General features: G+C 66.5%; 16 protein-coding genes. 4 read left to right on the top strand and 12 right to left on the bottom strand.

Going from position 1 to position 13,489, the window contains the following annotated elements; translation table 11 throughout:
* Window positions 1–544, top strand: a 544-nt coding sequence (locus IRZ12_RS09770) for a P1 family peptidase (RefSeq protein WP_296467831.1), incomplete at its 5' end; no start/stop codon positions are given.
* 43 nt (window positions 545–587) lie between these two features.
* Here the strand turns inward: IRZ12_RS09770 and moaC are convergent.
* Together moaC and IRZ12_RS09760 are read right to left on the bottom strand one after the other, a co-directional pair.
* The gene (gene moaC, locus IRZ12_RS09765; protein WP_296467829.1) at window positions 588–1,094 is read right to left on the bottom strand and encodes a cyclic pyranopterin monophosphate synthase MoaC; all 507 of its coding nucleotides are present in this window, start codon (window positions 1,092–1,094) and stop codon (window positions 588–590) included.
* A gap of 2 nt (window positions 1,095–1,096) precedes the next feature.
* Window positions 1,097–1,954 (bottom strand): sulfurtransferase, encoded by an 858-nt coding sequence (locus IRZ12_RS09760; RefSeq protein WP_296467827.1) that lies wholly within the window; start codon window positions 1,952–1,954, stop codon window positions 1,097–1,099.
* Window positions 1,955–2,068: 114 nt separating this feature from the next.
* On the opposite strand from IRZ12_RS09760, the gene IRZ12_RS09755 reads away from it, so the two are divergent.
* Window positions 2,069–3,568, top strand: a complete 1,500-nt coding sequence (locus IRZ12_RS09755) for a M48 family metalloprotease (protein WP_296467825.1) — start codon at window positions 2,069–2,071, stop codon at window positions 3,566–3,568.
* 37 nt (window positions 3,569–3,605) lie between these two features.
* Here IRZ12_RS09755 and IRZ12_RS09750 read toward each other — a convergent pair whose 3' ends face one another.
* From IRZ12_RS09750 to IRZ12_RS09720, 7 genes are all read right to left on the bottom strand, one after another.
* Entirely contained in the window at window positions 3,606–4,229 is a 624-nt protein-coding gene (locus IRZ12_RS09750) for a DUF2946 family protein (RefSeq protein WP_296467822.1), read from the bottom strand.
* Window positions 4,222–5,907 carry a thiamine pyrophosphate-binding protein gene (locus IRZ12_RS09745; protein ID WP_296467819.1) on the bottom strand — a complete coding sequence of 562 codons (1,686 nt, stop codon included), beginning with the start codon at window positions 5,905–5,907 and terminating at the stop codon, window positions 4,222–4,224. Before IRZ12_RS09745 ends, IRZ12_RS09750 begins: the two co-directional genes overlap by 8 nt.
* Window positions 5,908–6,012: 105 nt before the next feature.
* The gene (locus IRZ12_RS09740) at window positions 6,013–7,059 is read right to left on the bottom strand and encodes an alpha/beta fold hydrolase (RefSeq protein ID WP_296467818.1); all 1,047 of its coding nucleotides are present in this window, start codon (window positions 7,057–7,059) and stop codon (window positions 6,013–6,015) included.
* A gap of 24 nt (window positions 7,060–7,083) precedes the next feature.
* Complete coding sequence (locus IRZ12_RS09735) at window positions 7,084–7,533, bottom strand: nuclear transport factor 2 family protein (protein ID WP_296467816.1); 450 nt, start codon at window positions 7,531–7,533, stop codon at window positions 7,084–7,086.
* Window positions 7,533–8,387, bottom strand: a complete 855-nt coding sequence (purU, locus tag IRZ12_RS09730; RefSeq protein ID WP_296467814.1) for a formyltetrahydrofolate deformylase — start codon at window positions 8,385–8,387, stop codon at window positions 7,533–7,535. The genes IRZ12_RS09735 and purU overlap by 1 nt, the downstream gene beginning before the upstream one ends.
* A gap of 195 nt (window positions 8,388–8,582) precedes the next feature.
* A complete protein-coding gene (locus IRZ12_RS09725; RefSeq protein ID WP_296467812.1) occupies window positions 8,583–8,774 on the bottom strand; it encodes a zinc-finger domain-containing protein in 192 nt (63 codons plus the stop codon).
* Window positions 8,775–8,786: 12 nt separating this feature from the next.
* Window positions 8,787–9,707: a branched-chain amino acid transaminase gene (locus tag IRZ12_RS09720; protein WP_296467811.1), complete on the bottom strand. Its 921-nt coding sequence runs from the start codon at window positions 9,705–9,707 to the stop codon at window positions 8,787–8,789.
* Window positions 9,708–9,894: 187 nt separating this feature from the next.
* Between IRZ12_RS09720 and IRZ12_RS09715 the strand changes: the two genes are divergently transcribed.
* Together IRZ12_RS09715 and IRZ12_RS09710 are read left to right on the top strand one after the other, a co-directional pair.
* Entirely contained in the window at window positions 9,895–10,656 is a 762-nt protein-coding gene (locus IRZ12_RS09715) for an AzlC family ABC transporter permease (protein ID WP_296467809.1), read from the top strand.
* A complete protein-coding gene (locus tag IRZ12_RS09710) occupies window positions 10,653–11,003 on the top strand; it encodes an AzlD domain-containing protein (RefSeq protein ID WP_296467807.1) in 351 nt (116 codons plus the stop codon). The genes IRZ12_RS09715 and IRZ12_RS09710 overlap by 4 nt, the downstream gene beginning before the upstream one ends.
* A 4-nt stretch (window positions 11,004–11,007) precedes the next feature.
* On the opposite strand, the gene IRZ12_RS09705 is transcribed toward IRZ12_RS09710, so the two are convergent.
* The 3 genes from IRZ12_RS09705 to IRZ12_RS09695 form a co-directional block, all read right to left on the bottom strand.
* The gene (locus IRZ12_RS09705; protein ID WP_296467805.1) at window positions 11,008–11,991 is read right to left on the bottom strand and encodes a tripartite tricarboxylate transporter substrate binding protein; all 984 of its coding nucleotides are present in this window, start codon (window positions 11,989–11,991) and stop codon (window positions 11,008–11,010) included.
* 68 nt (window positions 11,992–12,059) lie between these two features.
* A complete protein-coding gene (locus tag IRZ12_RS09700; protein ID WP_296467803.1) occupies window positions 12,060–12,803 on the bottom strand; it encodes a helix-turn-helix domain-containing protein in 744 nt (247 codons plus the stop codon).
* A complete protein-coding gene (locus tag IRZ12_RS09695) occupies window positions 12,800–13,366 on the bottom strand; it encodes a VOC family protein (RefSeq protein ID WP_296467801.1) in 567 nt (188 codons plus the stop codon). Before IRZ12_RS09695 ends, IRZ12_RS09700 begins: the two co-directional genes overlap by 4 nt.
* Between the last annotated feature and the right edge of the window lie 123 nt (window positions 13,367–13,489).

Raw genomic sequence — 13,489 nt, 5'->3', positions numbered from 1 at the left:
GCTCAAGGGCGGGCTGGGCTCGGCGTCCTACGTCACCCATGACGGCATGACCGTGGGGGCCATCGTCGCCTGCAACAGTTTCGGCTCCGTGGTGGCGCCCGGCGGCAAGCGTTTTTGGGCCGGCGCATTCGAGATTGGCGAGGAGTTCGGCGGATTGGGGCCGGCTGACGCGCGCGCCGAGGGCGAGAACTGGGAATGGGCCAAGCTCGACCCCCGGCCTCTGGGCAATACCACCATCGCCTGCATCGCGACCGATGTCGCCCTGGCGCCGGATGAGTTGCAGCGGGTGGCGACCATGGCCCAAGACGGCATGGCGCGGGCCATCCGCCCCATCCACGCCCCGTTCGACGGCGACACCGTGTTCGCGATTTCCACTGCCCGGCGCGAGGCGCCTGCGATGGACGGTCCGGTCGACCCCCGGCCTTTCATCGTATGTCGCCTGGGCGTGCTGGCCGCAGACGTGCTGGCGCGCGCCATCGCGCGTGGCGTTTACAGCGCCGCGACGCCCGCCGGCATGCGCGAGCGGGCCTGGGCGAGCCTATAAAGAAGGTGTGCGCGCCCTGGTGGCCGGCGCCGGCTTTCCCGCCTCAACCTGCCACGGGGCGGGCAGGTTCTTCCCGGACCCACGTCCCGGACTTCCCGCCGCGCTTCTCCAACAGCCGCACGTTGCCCATCACCATGCCGCGGTCGGCCGCCTTGCACATGTCGTAGATGGTCAGCAGGGCCACCTGCACGGCGGTGAGGGCTTCCATTTCTACGCCGGTGCCGCCCACGGTTTCAGCCCGCACGGTGCAATGCACGGCATGCGCGGCTTCGTCGAGTTCGAAGTCGCACGCGACGTGGGTCAGCGGAATGGGGTGGCACAGCGGGATCAGGTCCGAGGTTTTCTTGGCCGCCATGATGGCCGCGATGCGCGCGATGCCCAGGACATCGCCCTTCTTGGCGCTGCCGTCGCGGATCAAGGCGAGCGTAGTGGGTTGCATGGATATGGTGCCGCCTGCGATGGCCACGCGGGCCGTTGCAGGCTTGGCGCCGACATCCACCATGTGGGCCTGTCCGGCCGCGTCGAAATGGGTCAGGGGGGACTGGGCCATGGTCATTCTCCGGTTGCGACGGGCGAGTCGGGCCGGCTGCACCATTCGCTCCACGATCCCGGATACAGCGCGGCACCCGCCAGGCCAGCCACTTCCATGCCAAGCAGGTTGTGGCAGGCCGTCACGCCCGAGCCGCACTGGCTGATGGCGCGTTCGGCCGGGGTGTTTCCAAGCAGCGCGCTGAACTCGGCCCGCAGCTGCGCCGCGCTCTTGAAGCGGCCGTCTGGTTGCAGGTTGTCGCGGAAGAAACGGTTGATCGCGCCGGGTATGTGTCCGCCCATGGGGTCGAGGGTTTCGTTTTCGCCGCGGAAGCGATCGGGAGATCGGGCGTCTATCACCGGGCGCGGATCGCGCGATGCGAGATTGGCGAGCATGTCTTCGTATGCCACGGTTTTCACGAGCGGCGCGCGCAGCGTGAAGGCGCCCGGCCGCCGTGCGGCGGGCGGCGTGGCGTCTAGGGGCAGCTCCGCGTCGCGCCAAGCCGCGAGCCCGCCGTCGAGCACGGCGCTGGCCTCATGTCCGGCCCAACGCAGCAGCCACCAAAGGCGGGCCGCCATTGCGCCGCCTGCGTCATCGTAGGCCACGACCTGGGTATTGTCGCGCGCGCCCAGGCGCGTCATCAGCGCCGCGAAGTCCTCGCGCCGGGGCAGGGGATGGCGCCCGTTCGAACCGGTCTTGGCGCCGCTTAGGTCCCGATCCAGGTGCACGTACACGGCGCCCGGAATGTGCGCGACCTTGTAGTTGCGCTCGCCCGCGGCAGGGTCGGCCAGGTCGAAGCTGCAGTCGCAGACCAGCACGTCGGACTGGGATTGCTGCAGGGCATGCAGCGCCTGCGGTGTGATCAAGGTGCCGTAGCGCATGGCGTATCCTGTAAACCTTGCCCTGCCGCGGCGGCCGCGCAGGGCGGTTGGTATATTTTTCACATTGTGCCGTGGGAGCGGGAACCCGCCGCCCAAGCTGGCTATCATACCGGTATGCCGAATCGCCACCTTTCCGCGTCGCTGCGCCGCAAGGCCGCGGCCGTGTTGCTGCCGGCCCTGCTGTCGGCCGCGACGCCTGCGCTCGCTCCCGCGCAGCCGGTCGGCCTGCCGGATTTGGGCGATTCCTCGGCGACCGAGCTTTCCCCGAGGCTGGAGCAGCGCCTGGGCGATGCCATCATCAAAGAGGCATTGCGCGACCCGGCCTTCATCGACGATCCTGACGTCACGCAGTACCTGACGGACATCGCGCAGCAACTGTCCGCGCAGGCGCCCGCAGGCACGCCTACGATCCGCGTGTTCGGCGTGCGCGATCCTTCGATCAACGCATTTGCGATGCCGGGCGGCTACATAGGCGTGCACACCGGGTTGGTCGTCGCGGCGCGCAACGAGTCGGAGTTGGCCGGCGTGCTGGCGCACGAAATCGGCCACGTGGTGCAACGGCACATCGCGCGCGGCCTCGTCCAGCAGAAGCAGGATAGCCTCATCATGGTCGCGGCCTTGCTCGCCGCGCTGGTCGCCTCGCGCGGCAATTCGCAGGTGCCGGAAGCGGCCTTGGCATTCGGCCAGGCGGCTGCCATCAATTCCCAGCTGGGTTTCTCGCGCGAGGCCGAGCGCGAGGCAGACCGCACGGGCTTCCAAATGCTCGAACGGGCAGGCTTCAACGTCAACGGCATGGCCTCGTTCTTCGGGCGCCTGATGCAAGCTTCAGGGCTCAACGAAAGCACGGGCCAGGCTTTTACCCGCACGCACCCGTTGTCCATCGAGCGGATGTCCGACATGCAAAACCGTGCGCGCGGGGCCGTCGTGAACGATCGTCCGAGCTCGTCCGCCTTTTATTTCGTGCGCGCCAAGATGCGCATCATGCAGGCGGCCAGCAGCCAGGACGTACGCGACACCGTGCGCTATTTCGAAAGCCGCATCGCCGAGACCGATGGCATCGAGCGCTCCGCGGCCTACTACGGCGCGGCGCTGGGCTGGATGCGCCTGCGCGAATTCGACAAGGCCCAGGAGGCGTATCTCGGCGCCACCTCCGGCGCGCGCAGCCACTTCATGCTGGAACGCTTGGCCATTGAGATTGCATTGGCGCGCAACGATGCCGCGCGGGCGGTGGAGCTCGCGCGCAGCGCTTATGCGCGCTGGCCGGGGCAGCGCGGGGTAGCCATGGCACTGGCCGAGTCCCTGCAGCGCGCAGGCCGCAACCAGGAGGCTGTCGAATTCCTCAAAGAGCAAATGCTCAAGTGGGGAGACGAGCCCCGGTTCCACCAGATGGCGGCCTTTAGTTATTCGCAGTTGGGCAACGTCGTGAATGAGCGGCGGAGCATGGCCGAGTACTACGCGATGACGGGCGCGCTGCCGGCAGCGGTGGAGTTGTTGCAGCAGGCGCGCTCTGCATCCAGGGATTTCTACGAGCAGTCGCAGATCGATGCCAAGGTGCGCGACCTGCAGCGGCAGCTAAGGGAAGAGCGCGAGCTGCTCAAGCGTTTCCAGAGCTGACCGGCAAGCGCCGGCATTTGCGCCCGGGATGCGCGGTTCAACCCGGCGGCGCCGGTCGTTCGACGTAGCCCAGGGCGACGCTGGCGGGGTCGCGCAGCGGCAGGAGAGGCGAGGCCGCCGCGAAGACGGGCGGGTAGATCACATCGAGGGGGGACGCGGCCGTCGCGGCGATGAGGTTGGGCTCGGCCAGCCACTCGGGGCCGTCTTCGAGGAGCGGCAGCCCGGATGGCGTGCGCATCAGCGCCAGCACGCCGAGCAGGTAGCGGTCCTCGACCATGCCCGGGCCGTGTTCGGTGACTGCGTACAGCTTGCCTTCGGTATCGAGCGCCCAGCGTTCTACCTTGGTCACGGGCAAGCCGGTGTGGGTGGCCAGGGTGCCCGTTTCGTCTGCCTGGCGCAGGATGAGAGGCGCCGCGTCCAATCTCACGAAAACCCGCTGTGGCCCGTTTTGGAAGAACCAGCGGCCCAGGTCGTCGTGGGCGTAATTGCGTGAAATGAAAGCGAGGATGCCCGGGTTGGAGATCGACACGCCGGGGCCGCCCGCCAGCGCGTCGCCATCGGGGTGGAGGCGCCAGCGGCCGCGGGCGTCGAGCGAAAGCCAGCCATAGGCGTCCGGCACGTTTGGCCAGCGCGCCATCGCTGCCAGGACATCTTCATCCATGGCTGTCCAGCCATCCCTGCGGCGTGATCTGCCGCGGGTCGGTGCGCAATTCGAGCAGCGCGGGCCGGCCTGCGGCGCATGCCCGCTCGAAGGCGCCGGGGAAGGCCTCGGCGCTCTCCACCAGTTCCGCGTAGGCGCCGAACGATTGCGCGAGGGCGACGAAGTCAGGATTCTGCAGGTTGGTGGCGCTGACACGGCCCGGGAAACGTTTTTCCTGGTGCATGCGTATCGTGCCGTACATGCCGTTGTTGACCACGATGACCACGACGGCTGCCCCGAACTGCAGCGCAGTGGCGAGCTCCTGCGGATACATCAGGAAGCAGCCGTCGCCTGACATGCAGACCACAGTGCGATCCGGGTGCCGCAGCTTGGCCGCCACCGCCGCGGGCAGGCCGTAGCCCATGGCGCCGCAGGTGGGCGCCAGCTCCGTGCGCGGCTGCCGATAGCGATAGAAGCGGTGCAGCCATACCGTGTAGTTGCCTGCGCCGTTGGCGAGGATGGCATCGTCCGGAAGCTGCCGGTCCAGATACGCGACGACCTTGGCCAAGTCGATGCCGAGCGACTCGGGGTGCGGCTCAGGCAGCGTGCTGAAGCGCGCGTGCATCGCCCCCGCCTGCCGGGTCCACTCGTCCCACGGCCGGTCGGCGGGTGGAGTGAGGCAGCGCAGCATCGCGGTACCTGCCTCGATGCCGCTTTGGATCGCCAGGTCCGCCTGGTACACCCTTCGCAGCTCGGCCGCGTCGGCATGCAGGTGCACCAGCTTCTGGGCGGGGCGCGGGGGCTCCAGCAGCGTGTAGCCGTTGGTGGCGATTTCGCCCAGGCGCGTGCCGATCGCCAAGACGAGGTCGGCATTCTTGACGAGCGCGGCGAGCTCCGGATTCACGCCGAGGCTCAAGTGCCCGACGTATTGGGGCAGCCGGTTGTCGAATACGTCCTGCCGGCGGAACGCGCAGGCCACGGGGAGATTCCAGGCCTGGACGAAGGCGGCGAAATCGGCGGCCGCGCGTTCGCTCCAGTTCGGGCCGCCGGCAATGACCAGCGGCTTTTGCGCCGACGCAAGCATGGCCTGCAGGCGTAGCGCCGCGCCGGCGTCGGGCGCACACGAAACAGGCGCGCCCAGGGGCGTCGGGACCGCCGGGCAGGAAGCGCTGAGTACGTCTTCGGGCAGGGCGATCACGACGGGGCCGGGCCGTCCCGACATGGCGCAGGCGAACGCGCGCGCGACGAATTCGGGTATCCGTGCGGGATCTTCCACGCTTACGACCCATTTGGCCATGCCGCCGAACATGGATTGATAGTCCACTTCCTGGAAGGCCTCCCGCCCCAACTGGCGCCGCGGGACCTGGCCGACGAAGAGCAGCAGGGGCGTGGAATCTTGTTGGGCGATGTGTACGCCTATGCTCGCGTGCGTGGCACCTGGGCCCCGGGTGACGAAGCAGATGCCGGGCCGGCCGGTGAGCTTGCCGTCGGCTTCGGCCATGTTGGCGGCTGCGCCCTCGTGCTTGGCCACGACCACTTGTATGCGCGCGTGCGCATGCAGGGCGTCCAGGACTTCGAGATAGCTTTCGCCGGGTACGCAGAAGACGCGGTCTACGCCGTGGGCGGTGAGCGCATCAACGAGGAGCCGGCCTCCGGTGGTCTGGGTGCGTCCGTCGGAAGCCGTATGCGTTGTAGTCATGGGTGCGTCCGTCCGAAGAGTAAAGGCTACGGGTGTGAAGCGGGACAAGCCGTTTCCCGCATTGTCGGAGAAAACGGCTGGATTGTCAGTCTTCGGACGGGAGCCTCAGCGGCCGGACCGGAAGAAGTCCGCCAGCCTTTGCGGCAGCCAGTTCAGGTTGGTCGGGAAGCGTCCGGTCGGAAAGCCGGCGTGGCCGCCTTGCTCCGGTTGGTGCAGCACGACATAGTTCGAGGCCTGGGATGCGTCGGGAAGATAGCGGGCCGGCAGGAACGGATCGTTGCGTGCATTCAGGACCAAGGTCGGCACGGCGATGTCGATCAACAGCGGCTTGCTCGAGGCCTGCGTCCAATAGTCATTGACGTCGCGGAAACCATGGGCCGGCGCGGTGTAGGCGTCGTCGAATTCGTAGAGGTCGCGGGCGTTGGCCACGCGGATGACGTCTATGGTGCCCGGAAAGCGCTGCGCTTTCTGAAGCGCCTTGGCCTTCAGGGTGCGCAGGAACATGTGGGTGTAGACGTGCCGGTTGATCCAGCCCGTACCCAGTGCCCGGCCGCCGGCCATCAGGTCCAGCGGTGCCGACACGCCCGCGGCGGCCGCCAGCCATCCCGCCGACGAACCGGCCTCTCCCAGGTACTTGAGCAGTGCGTTGCCGCCGAGCGAGACGCCGACGGCATGCCAGCGCAGGCCAGGCAGGCGCTGGCGGGCGGTGTTCAGCATGAATGCGATGTCCGCCGAATCACCCGAGTGGTAGGCGCGGGGCAGGCGGTTCGGTTCGCCGGAGCAACCCCGGAAGTGCGGCACGACCACCGTCCAGCCGCGGGCGCGGAAATACTGCGAGATCGCCTGCGCGTAGTGGCTCGCGCTGCTGCCCTCGAGCCCGTGGAAAAGAACCAGCCCGTTGGAGGACGCCGCAGGCGTGTTGGCCGAGGCGGCCAGCTGGGCGAAAGTCTCCGGGCCCAGGGGGGCTCCCGGTGCCAGGCCCGGGGCCGTCCAGTCAAAGTCGATGAAGTCGCCGTCTGGTGTATCGACGCGCTCGCGCGTGAAGGAGGTGTGATGGTGCGAGGAAAAGCGCGACGCGAAAATGGTCTGGCTATGTCCTTCAGGCAACCATGCGGGAGTGGGGCAGGGGGTCGTATCCAGGTAAGCGGGCATGCGTTGTGTTCGGCGGGCGGCAACTCAATGCAATAGGTCCGGGACATCCTGCATCTCGGCGGTGCCGAGATCGGCAGGGGCTTGCGACGAATGGTGCAGAACCATGCGCCAGCCGGTGGGACCTTTGTGGAAGACATTGGTTGCATAGCAGTTGACGACCTGCTTGCCCTGAGCCGTGTCCACCATGACCTGTTCGACTACCGTATGGACCGAACTCATCATGCTCTGGACGGCATGGATGCGCGTGGGCCGGATGGACAGCGGAGAATTGCCCAGGATTTCGCGCCAGGATTCCTGTACGGCCTCGTGACCGATCAGCCGCGGACCGCCAGGATGAATGCAAACGACGTCCTCGTCCTCGGCCCATACCGCCATCAGCTGGCCGAGGTCGCCCTGTTCCAGGGCTTCGTAGAACGCCTGTTCAGCTTCTTCCGAGGTGGCAAAAAGCAGAGCGCCGCGGGACTTGAGCACCATTATGCGAATACGATGGTCTTGTGGCCGTTCAATAGAATCCGATGTTCGACGTGCCAGCGCACGGCACGCGCCAGGACCAGGCACTCCACGTCTCGGCCTACCTGCGTCAAGGCTTCGGGCGACATGCTGTGGTCTACCCGCGCAATGTCCTGTTCGATGATGGGACCTTCGTCGAGGTCGGGCGTCACGTAGTGGGCGGTGGCGCCGATCAGCTTCACGCCACGCTCATGCGCTTGGTAATACGGCCGCGCGCCTTTGAAACTGGGCAGGAAACTGTGGTGGATGTTGATGGCCCGCCCGGCCAGGGCACGGCACATTTCCGGCGACAGGATCTGCATGTAACGCGCCAGCACGACCAGGTCGATGTTCTCCCGCTCCACGATCTGCAGCACTTGGCGCTCCTGCTGTTCCTTTGCCCCGGGCGTGACGGGCAAGTGATAGAACGGCACGCCGTACGAGGCGGACAGGAGCGCGAAGTCGGGGTGGTTCGACACCACTGCCGGGATATCGATCGGCAACTGGCCGCTCTTGGCGCGGAACAGCAGGTCGTTCAGGCAATGGCCGTGCTTGCTGACCATCAGCAGCACCCGCGCCCGCTTGTGCGGGTCGCGTATCTGCCATTGCATCGAGAAGCGTTCGGCCAAGGGCGAGAATTCCTTGCGCACCGTTTCGAGGTCCACGCCCTCGGGCACGGTGAAGTGCACGCGCAGGAAGAACAGCTTGGTGGCGACGTCCCCAAACTGCTGGGAGTCCAGGATGTTGCAGCCGCGCTCGAACAAGAATCCCGACACGTGGTAGACGATGCCGGTCGTATCGGGGCAGGAGAGCGTCAGGATGTAGTCGTTGTGCTGCACGGAGTGTGTCCTGTGGGTAAAGCAATACTAAGCGGGCCATGCCTGGGCGCGGCCCGCCCCGGCCGCTCTCCGGGGGGACCCGGCTTCCCGGCGTCGCGCTGGCTCGCAACGGAACCGCTCGGAGCCGGGCACGGGGGGCGGCCTGCGAGGATGCATCGGCGCCGGCCGGGCCGGGCGGCATCCTCGGGCAGGCCGTCAATGCTTGGGAGGTTCTCCTTTCAGGCGGTACTCGGCACCGCAGTAGGGGCACTTGGCGTGCCCCGTGGTTGCGATGTCGAGAAACACCCTCGGGTGCATGTTCCACAAGGGAGCGTTCGGTCTGGGGCACGAAAGCGGAAGCTCGGCGGCATCGACTTCGGTGATGTCGTTGACTGCTTCGGTGGTCATGGCGTTTCCTGCTCAGACATGGGTGAGCCAGTGGCTGTACTTGGGATTGCGGCCGGCCACCAAGTCGAAGAAGGCCTGCTGCAGACGGGCAGTGATCGGACCGCATTGGCCGGCGCCGATCGTGCGTCGATCGAGTTCGCGGATGGGCGTGACTTCCGCGGCGGTTCCGGTGAAGAACGCTTCGTCGGCGATGTAGACATCGTCGCGGGTCAGGCGCTTGGTCACCACGGGGATGCCGAGGTCTGCCGCGAGGCTGTGGATCGTCGAGCGGGTGATGCCGGTCAGCGCAGAGGCGATTTCCGGCTCGATCAGGACGCCGTCTTTCACGATGAAGATGTTCTCGCCCGAACCTTCGGCCACGAAGCCTTCGGTATCGAGCAGCAGCGCTTCGTCGTAGCCTTCTTCCGTGGCCTCGAGGTTGGCCAGGATGGAGTTAGCGTAGGTCGAGGCCAGCTTGGCGCGCGGCATCGTGACGTTCACGTGGTGGCGCGCGTAGGACGAGGTCTTGACCCGGATGCCCTTTTGCAGCGCCTCGGCGCCGAGGTAGGCGCCCCATTCCCAGGCGGCGACGGCCACGTGCACCTTGGCGCCCTTGGGCGAGACGCCCATCTTCTCCGAACCGTAGAAGGCGATGGGGCGCAGGTAGCAGGATTCCAGCTTGTTGGCGCGCACCACTTCCTTCTGCGCTTCCATCAGCGCTTCCCGGCTGTACGGGATCTGCATCTGATAGATGTGGGCGGAATTGAACAGGCGATCGGTATGCTCCTTGAGCCGGAAAATCGATGTTCCGAGGTCGGTCTTGTACGCGCGCACACCCTCGAATACCGCCAACCCGTAGTGCAGGGAGTGTGTGAGCACATGGGTGTTGGCTTCACGCCAGGGCACGAGCTTGCCGTCGTACCAGATGAAGCCGTCGCGGTCTGACATCGACATGGTTGAGATCTCCGAAATGAACCAGATATTGTACCAATCTACGACTGGATCCAGCTGCGGGCGGCGTGCGGAGGGCCCGGCAACCCTTCCCGGGGACCAGGGAGATTCGGGGCTGTCACTTACAATAGTGCTGAACCGTAACTTTACTCCTTCCGGCCTGTTTTCTGCTTCCGCGGCCTAGCGTTTCATGTCCAGCACCCCACCCACCGCGGTACCCGCAGGCTCGCAGAGCAGGTTGCGTCGCGCCGCCTTTCTGTCCGGGGTCAAGGCCTTGGCCCCGACCACCATCGCCATCGGGGTCTGGGGCATGGTGAGCGGGGTGGCCATGGTCAAGGTCGGCCTCAGCCAGACCCTGGCGCTCGCCATGACGCTGCTGGTGTATGCCGGTTCGGCCCAGCTGGCCGCCTTGCCGCTGATCGTCGCAGGCGCGCCGGTGTGGTTGATTTTCGCCGCCGGCTGCGTGGTGAACCTGCGCTTCGTGATCTTTGCGGCTGCGCTGCACCCGTATTTCCGGCGGTTCTCGCGCGTGCGGCGCCTTGCCCTCGGCTACCTGACGAGCGACATCGGCTTCGTCCTGTTCATGCCGCGCTACGCGGACGCACCCGAGAAAGGGACGCCCCGCCAGATCTGGTTCTTCCTGGGGGCTGCGGCGGGCAATTGGGTCACCTGGCAGGTGTGCTCGATCGCCGGTATTTTGCTAGGCGGCATCGTGCCCCAGGCCTGGTCCCTGGAGTTCGCGGCGGTATTGGCGTTGATCGCCATCGTCGTTCCCATGGTAGCGAGCAGGCCGGTGCTGGCCGCCGTCGCGGCGGCAGGGCTGGTGGGCTGGGCGGGGCAGCTGCTGCCGTTGCGGCTGGGCTTGGTGCTGGCCGTCGTTGCCGGGGTTTCTGCCGGCATGCTGGCAGAAAAGGCGCTGGAGGGCAGGCGCGGCGAAGGAGACAACACATGAGCCCTTCGATCCTGCCGCCGGTTTCCGACTCCGTCTATGTGTGGCTGGCCATCGCGGCCCTGACGCTTTGTACTGTGGTCACCCGCGCTGGGTTCCTCTTGTTGGGCGACCACGTGAAACTGCCCGACGGGGTCCGCCGCGCGTTGCGCTACGCGCCGGCTGCCGCACTGGCGGCCGTGATCGTGCCGGACCTGTTTCCGTGGACGGCGGGCGCGGCACCCGTTTTCGATTGGCGGGGGCCGGCCGCCCTGGTCGCGGTCGCCGTGATGGTGACCACCCGCAATACGATCGCCATGATCGGGGCGGGGATGGCCACCCTGTGGCTGTTGCGCTGGCTCTGGGGCTAAGCGGTCATTCGGCCTGGATGTTGCGCTGGACCACGACCGCGCGCAGGCGCCGGATGTCGTTCTCGACGCGGGCATGGAACTCCTCGGGCGAGGACGCCTTGGGCGAGCCGCCCCAGTCGATGAGCTGCTGCTTGACGGCGGGCGTCTCGAGCACGGCGCGCAGTTCGCGGTTCAGCTTGGCCAGGACGCCGGCCGGCGTGCCGGCCGGGGCGGCGATGCCCAGCCACGACTCGAACACTACCGCAGGCAGGGTATCGGCCACGCTCGGCACGCCGGGCAGCGCCTGGACGCCGCGCGGCGCGGTCGTCGCCAGCAGCCGCACCCGGTTGCCCTTGAACAGCGGGGCGGTGTTGGTCATGGTGTCGATCATGACGTCTACCCGGCCGGCCAGCAGTTCCGTCATGGGGCCGGCACCTCCCTTGAACGGCACGTGGAGTGCACTGCCGCCGCTTTCCGCCATGATCCATTCGCCGACCAGGTGCATGGCCGTGCCCACCCCGACCGAGGTGTAGGTGTAGCGGTCCCGCTCCGTCTTGATCCGCTGGACGAAGTCCTCGAAGGACTTGATCTGCGAGGAGGGAGCGACCGACAGCGCGAGTGGATACGTGGTGATCGTCGATACCCAGTCGAAGCTCTTGACGGGATCGAAGGGCAGGTCCTTGCGCATGGCCGCGTTGGTGGCGTGCCCGCTGGTCATCAGGATGAGGGTATAGCCATCGGGTTCGCTCTTGGCCACTTGCGCCGATGCGATGTTGCCGCCGTCTCCCGCGCGGTTCTCCACGATCACCGGTTGGCCGAGCCGCTCGCCGAGCGCCTTGCCTACCAGCCGCGCCACCACGTCGCTGCCGCCACCCGCGGCAAAGCCGACGAGCAGTTTGATCGAACGCGCGGGGTAATTGTCTTGGGCCAGTGCCGATGCGGCCGGGGCAGCCGCCATCAGTCCCATCGCGATCAGCGCGGCGCGCCGGCTGTGCTTGTTCGTGCTCATGGATATCTCCTACTGGTTGTCGTTTGTTTGGTCACGTGTGCCGGCGCCTGGGAAGCGCGGCGCGCCGCTTAATCCGCCTGCTGGAGGCGGGCCGAAAGTTCGCGGCTTTTTTGTTGCAGTACAGCTCCCAAGGCTGCACCGTTGAGGAACTCGCCCCGCTGCTGGGAGCAGACCAGGGAAATGGTTCCAATCACATCGTCCTCGAGCATGACCGGGACGCCGTAACCGATGACGTCCGGATCCAGGCCCGCCCGGCTGATGACGTAGCCCGCCTTGCGGATGGCCTTCAGTTTGGCCCACATGGCGTCCCAGGCCTGTTCGTCCGCATCGGGATGCAGTTGCTCGAACAACCTGCGCACCCGCGCCCGGGGCCAGAACGCCAGCACGGAAAGCGACGGCGCGCCCCGGAACCAAGGCAAGCTTTTGCCTCGCAGGTAGGTCAGCTCCAGCTGCTCGACGCCGGGTTCATGGGCCACGTTGAGCAGGTGTTCCCCATATACGTTGGATAGCAGCACGTGGCAGCCAGTCTCTTGCGCCAGTTCGCGCAGGATGGGCTGGCTCGCGCGGGTGACCGGATCCGTCTCCCGGATGAGCGCTTCGAGTTCCACGATCCGAGCCCCGATGACGTACCGTCCGCGAGGGAGCCGGATGAGCAGGCCGGCCTGGCAGAGCTCCTTGACGTAACGGTAGGTCGACGAGGGCGTAAACCCAAAGTGCGCGGCCAGGTCTTCCACGGTCCAGGCATACCGTTCATGGGTGTAGGCGTCGAGCAGGGCCAGCATGCGCCCGAGGCTGGACGACCCTTCGCTCATGCCGTCGTCCGATCCACGCCCATGCGCCGCGCCATGTCGGCGCGCCACTCCTCGCGGCTGCGGAAGCCCGGTAATCCGCGCGCGTGTCGTTCGGCCCACGCCATCAACTCATCCGAGGGCAGCTCGATCGGCATGGGCACGCGCATCGGTTGGGATACGTACCACGGCGTATCGATGTAAAGCTCCAGGCGATTGCCTTCCGGATCGCGGCAATACACCGACAACGCATTGCCGTGCGTGACCGGCAGCAGCTCCTCGACGTTCGCTTCCTGCAGGCGCCGGTAATAGGCCTTGAGCGTTTCCAGCGAATCGGCCATCAGGGACAACTGGTTGATGACGTTGAACGGGATATGCGCCGGCCGACCGGCGACCAACACGATCTGGTGATGTACGTCCGGGTCCCGGCTGGTGAAAACCAATTCGAACGGACCATTGGGCCCCTCAAGCGTGCCGCGGTCCGTGATGGTGAAGTCCAGCACCTGCGTATAGAAGTCAGCCATCCGTTCGATGTCGGTCACGAAGATGCCGACGTGGCTGAACGAGAGTCCAGTTCTTTTTGTCATAGCGGAATTCCAAGGAGTTTCTTCGGTGATTTGTCTCGAAAATTATTTAGTTTTTTGCATATTACGGGAAAAAACTAGAAATTTATCCATGCGGGAAACCCTAGGCGGCGGGGAGGCGGGTGA

Origin of the sequence: Pigmentiphaga sp., from assembly GCF_019689535.1 — a bacterium.
Lineage (GTDB): Bacteria > Pseudomonadota > Gammaproteobacteria > Burkholderiales > Burkholderiaceae_B > Pigmentiphaga.
The sequence above is the reverse complement of the archived record's forward strand: the minus strand, read 5'-3'. Positions and strand labels throughout refer to the sequence as shown.

What these genes read in the sequence shown, in the direction of transcription:
- moaC (WP_296467829.1), bottom strand. Translation starts at nt 1,094, where the DNA reads ATGGCCCAGTCCCCCCTGACCCATTTCGACGCGGCCGGACAGGCCCAC.
- IRZ12_RS09760 (WP_296467827.1), bottom strand. Translation starts at nt 1,954, where the DNA reads ATGCGCTACGGCACCTTGATCACACCGCAGGCGCTGCATGCCCTGCAG.
- IRZ12_RS09755 (WP_296467825.1), top strand. Translation starts at nt 2,069, where the DNA reads ATGCCGAATCGCCACCTTTCCGCGTCGCTGCGCCGCAAGGCCGCGGCC.
- IRZ12_RS09750 (WP_296467822.1), bottom strand. Translation starts at nt 4,229, where the DNA reads ATGGATGAAGATGTCCTGGCAGCGATGGCGCGCTGGCCAAACGTGCCG.
- IRZ12_RS09745 (WP_296467819.1), bottom strand. Translation starts at nt 5,907, where the DNA reads ATGACTACAACGCATACGGCTTCCGACGGACGCACCCAGACCACCGGA.
- IRZ12_RS09740 (WP_296467818.1), bottom strand. Translation starts at nt 7,059, where the DNA reads ATGCCCGCTTACCTGGATACGACCCCCTGCCCCACTCCCGCATGGTTG.
- IRZ12_RS09735 (WP_296467816.1), bottom strand. Translation starts at nt 7,533, where the DNA reads ATGGTGCTCAAGTCCCGCGGCGCTCTGCTTTTTGCCACCTCGGAAGAA.
- IRZ12_RS09725 (WP_296467812.1), bottom strand. Translation starts at nt 8,774, where the DNA reads ATGACCACCGAAGCAGTCAACGACATCACCGAAGTCGATGCCGCCGAG.
- IRZ12_RS09720 (WP_296467811.1), bottom strand. Translation starts at nt 9,707, where the DNA reads ATGTCGATGTCAGACCGCGACGGCTTCATCTGGTACGACGGCAAGCTC.
- IRZ12_RS09715 (WP_296467809.1), top strand. Translation starts at nt 9,895, where the DNA reads ATGTCCAGCACCCCACCCACCGCGGTACCCGCAGGCTCGCAGAGCAGG.
- IRZ12_RS09710 (WP_296467807.1), top strand. Translation starts at nt 10,653, where the DNA reads ATGAGCCCTTCGATCCTGCCGCCGGTTTCCGACTCCGTCTATGTGTGG.
- IRZ12_RS09705 (WP_296467805.1), bottom strand. Translation starts at nt 11,991, where the DNA reads ATGAGCACGAACAAGCACAGCCGGCGCGCCGCGCTGATCGCGATGGGA.
- IRZ12_RS09700 (WP_296467803.1), bottom strand. Translation starts at nt 12,803, where the DNA reads ATGAGCGAAGGGTCGTCCAGCCTCGGGCGCATGCTGGCCCTGCTCGAC.
- IRZ12_RS09695 (WP_296467801.1), bottom strand. Translation starts at nt 13,366, where the DNA reads ATGACAAAAAGAACTGGACTCTCGTTCAGCCACGTCGGCATCTTCGTG.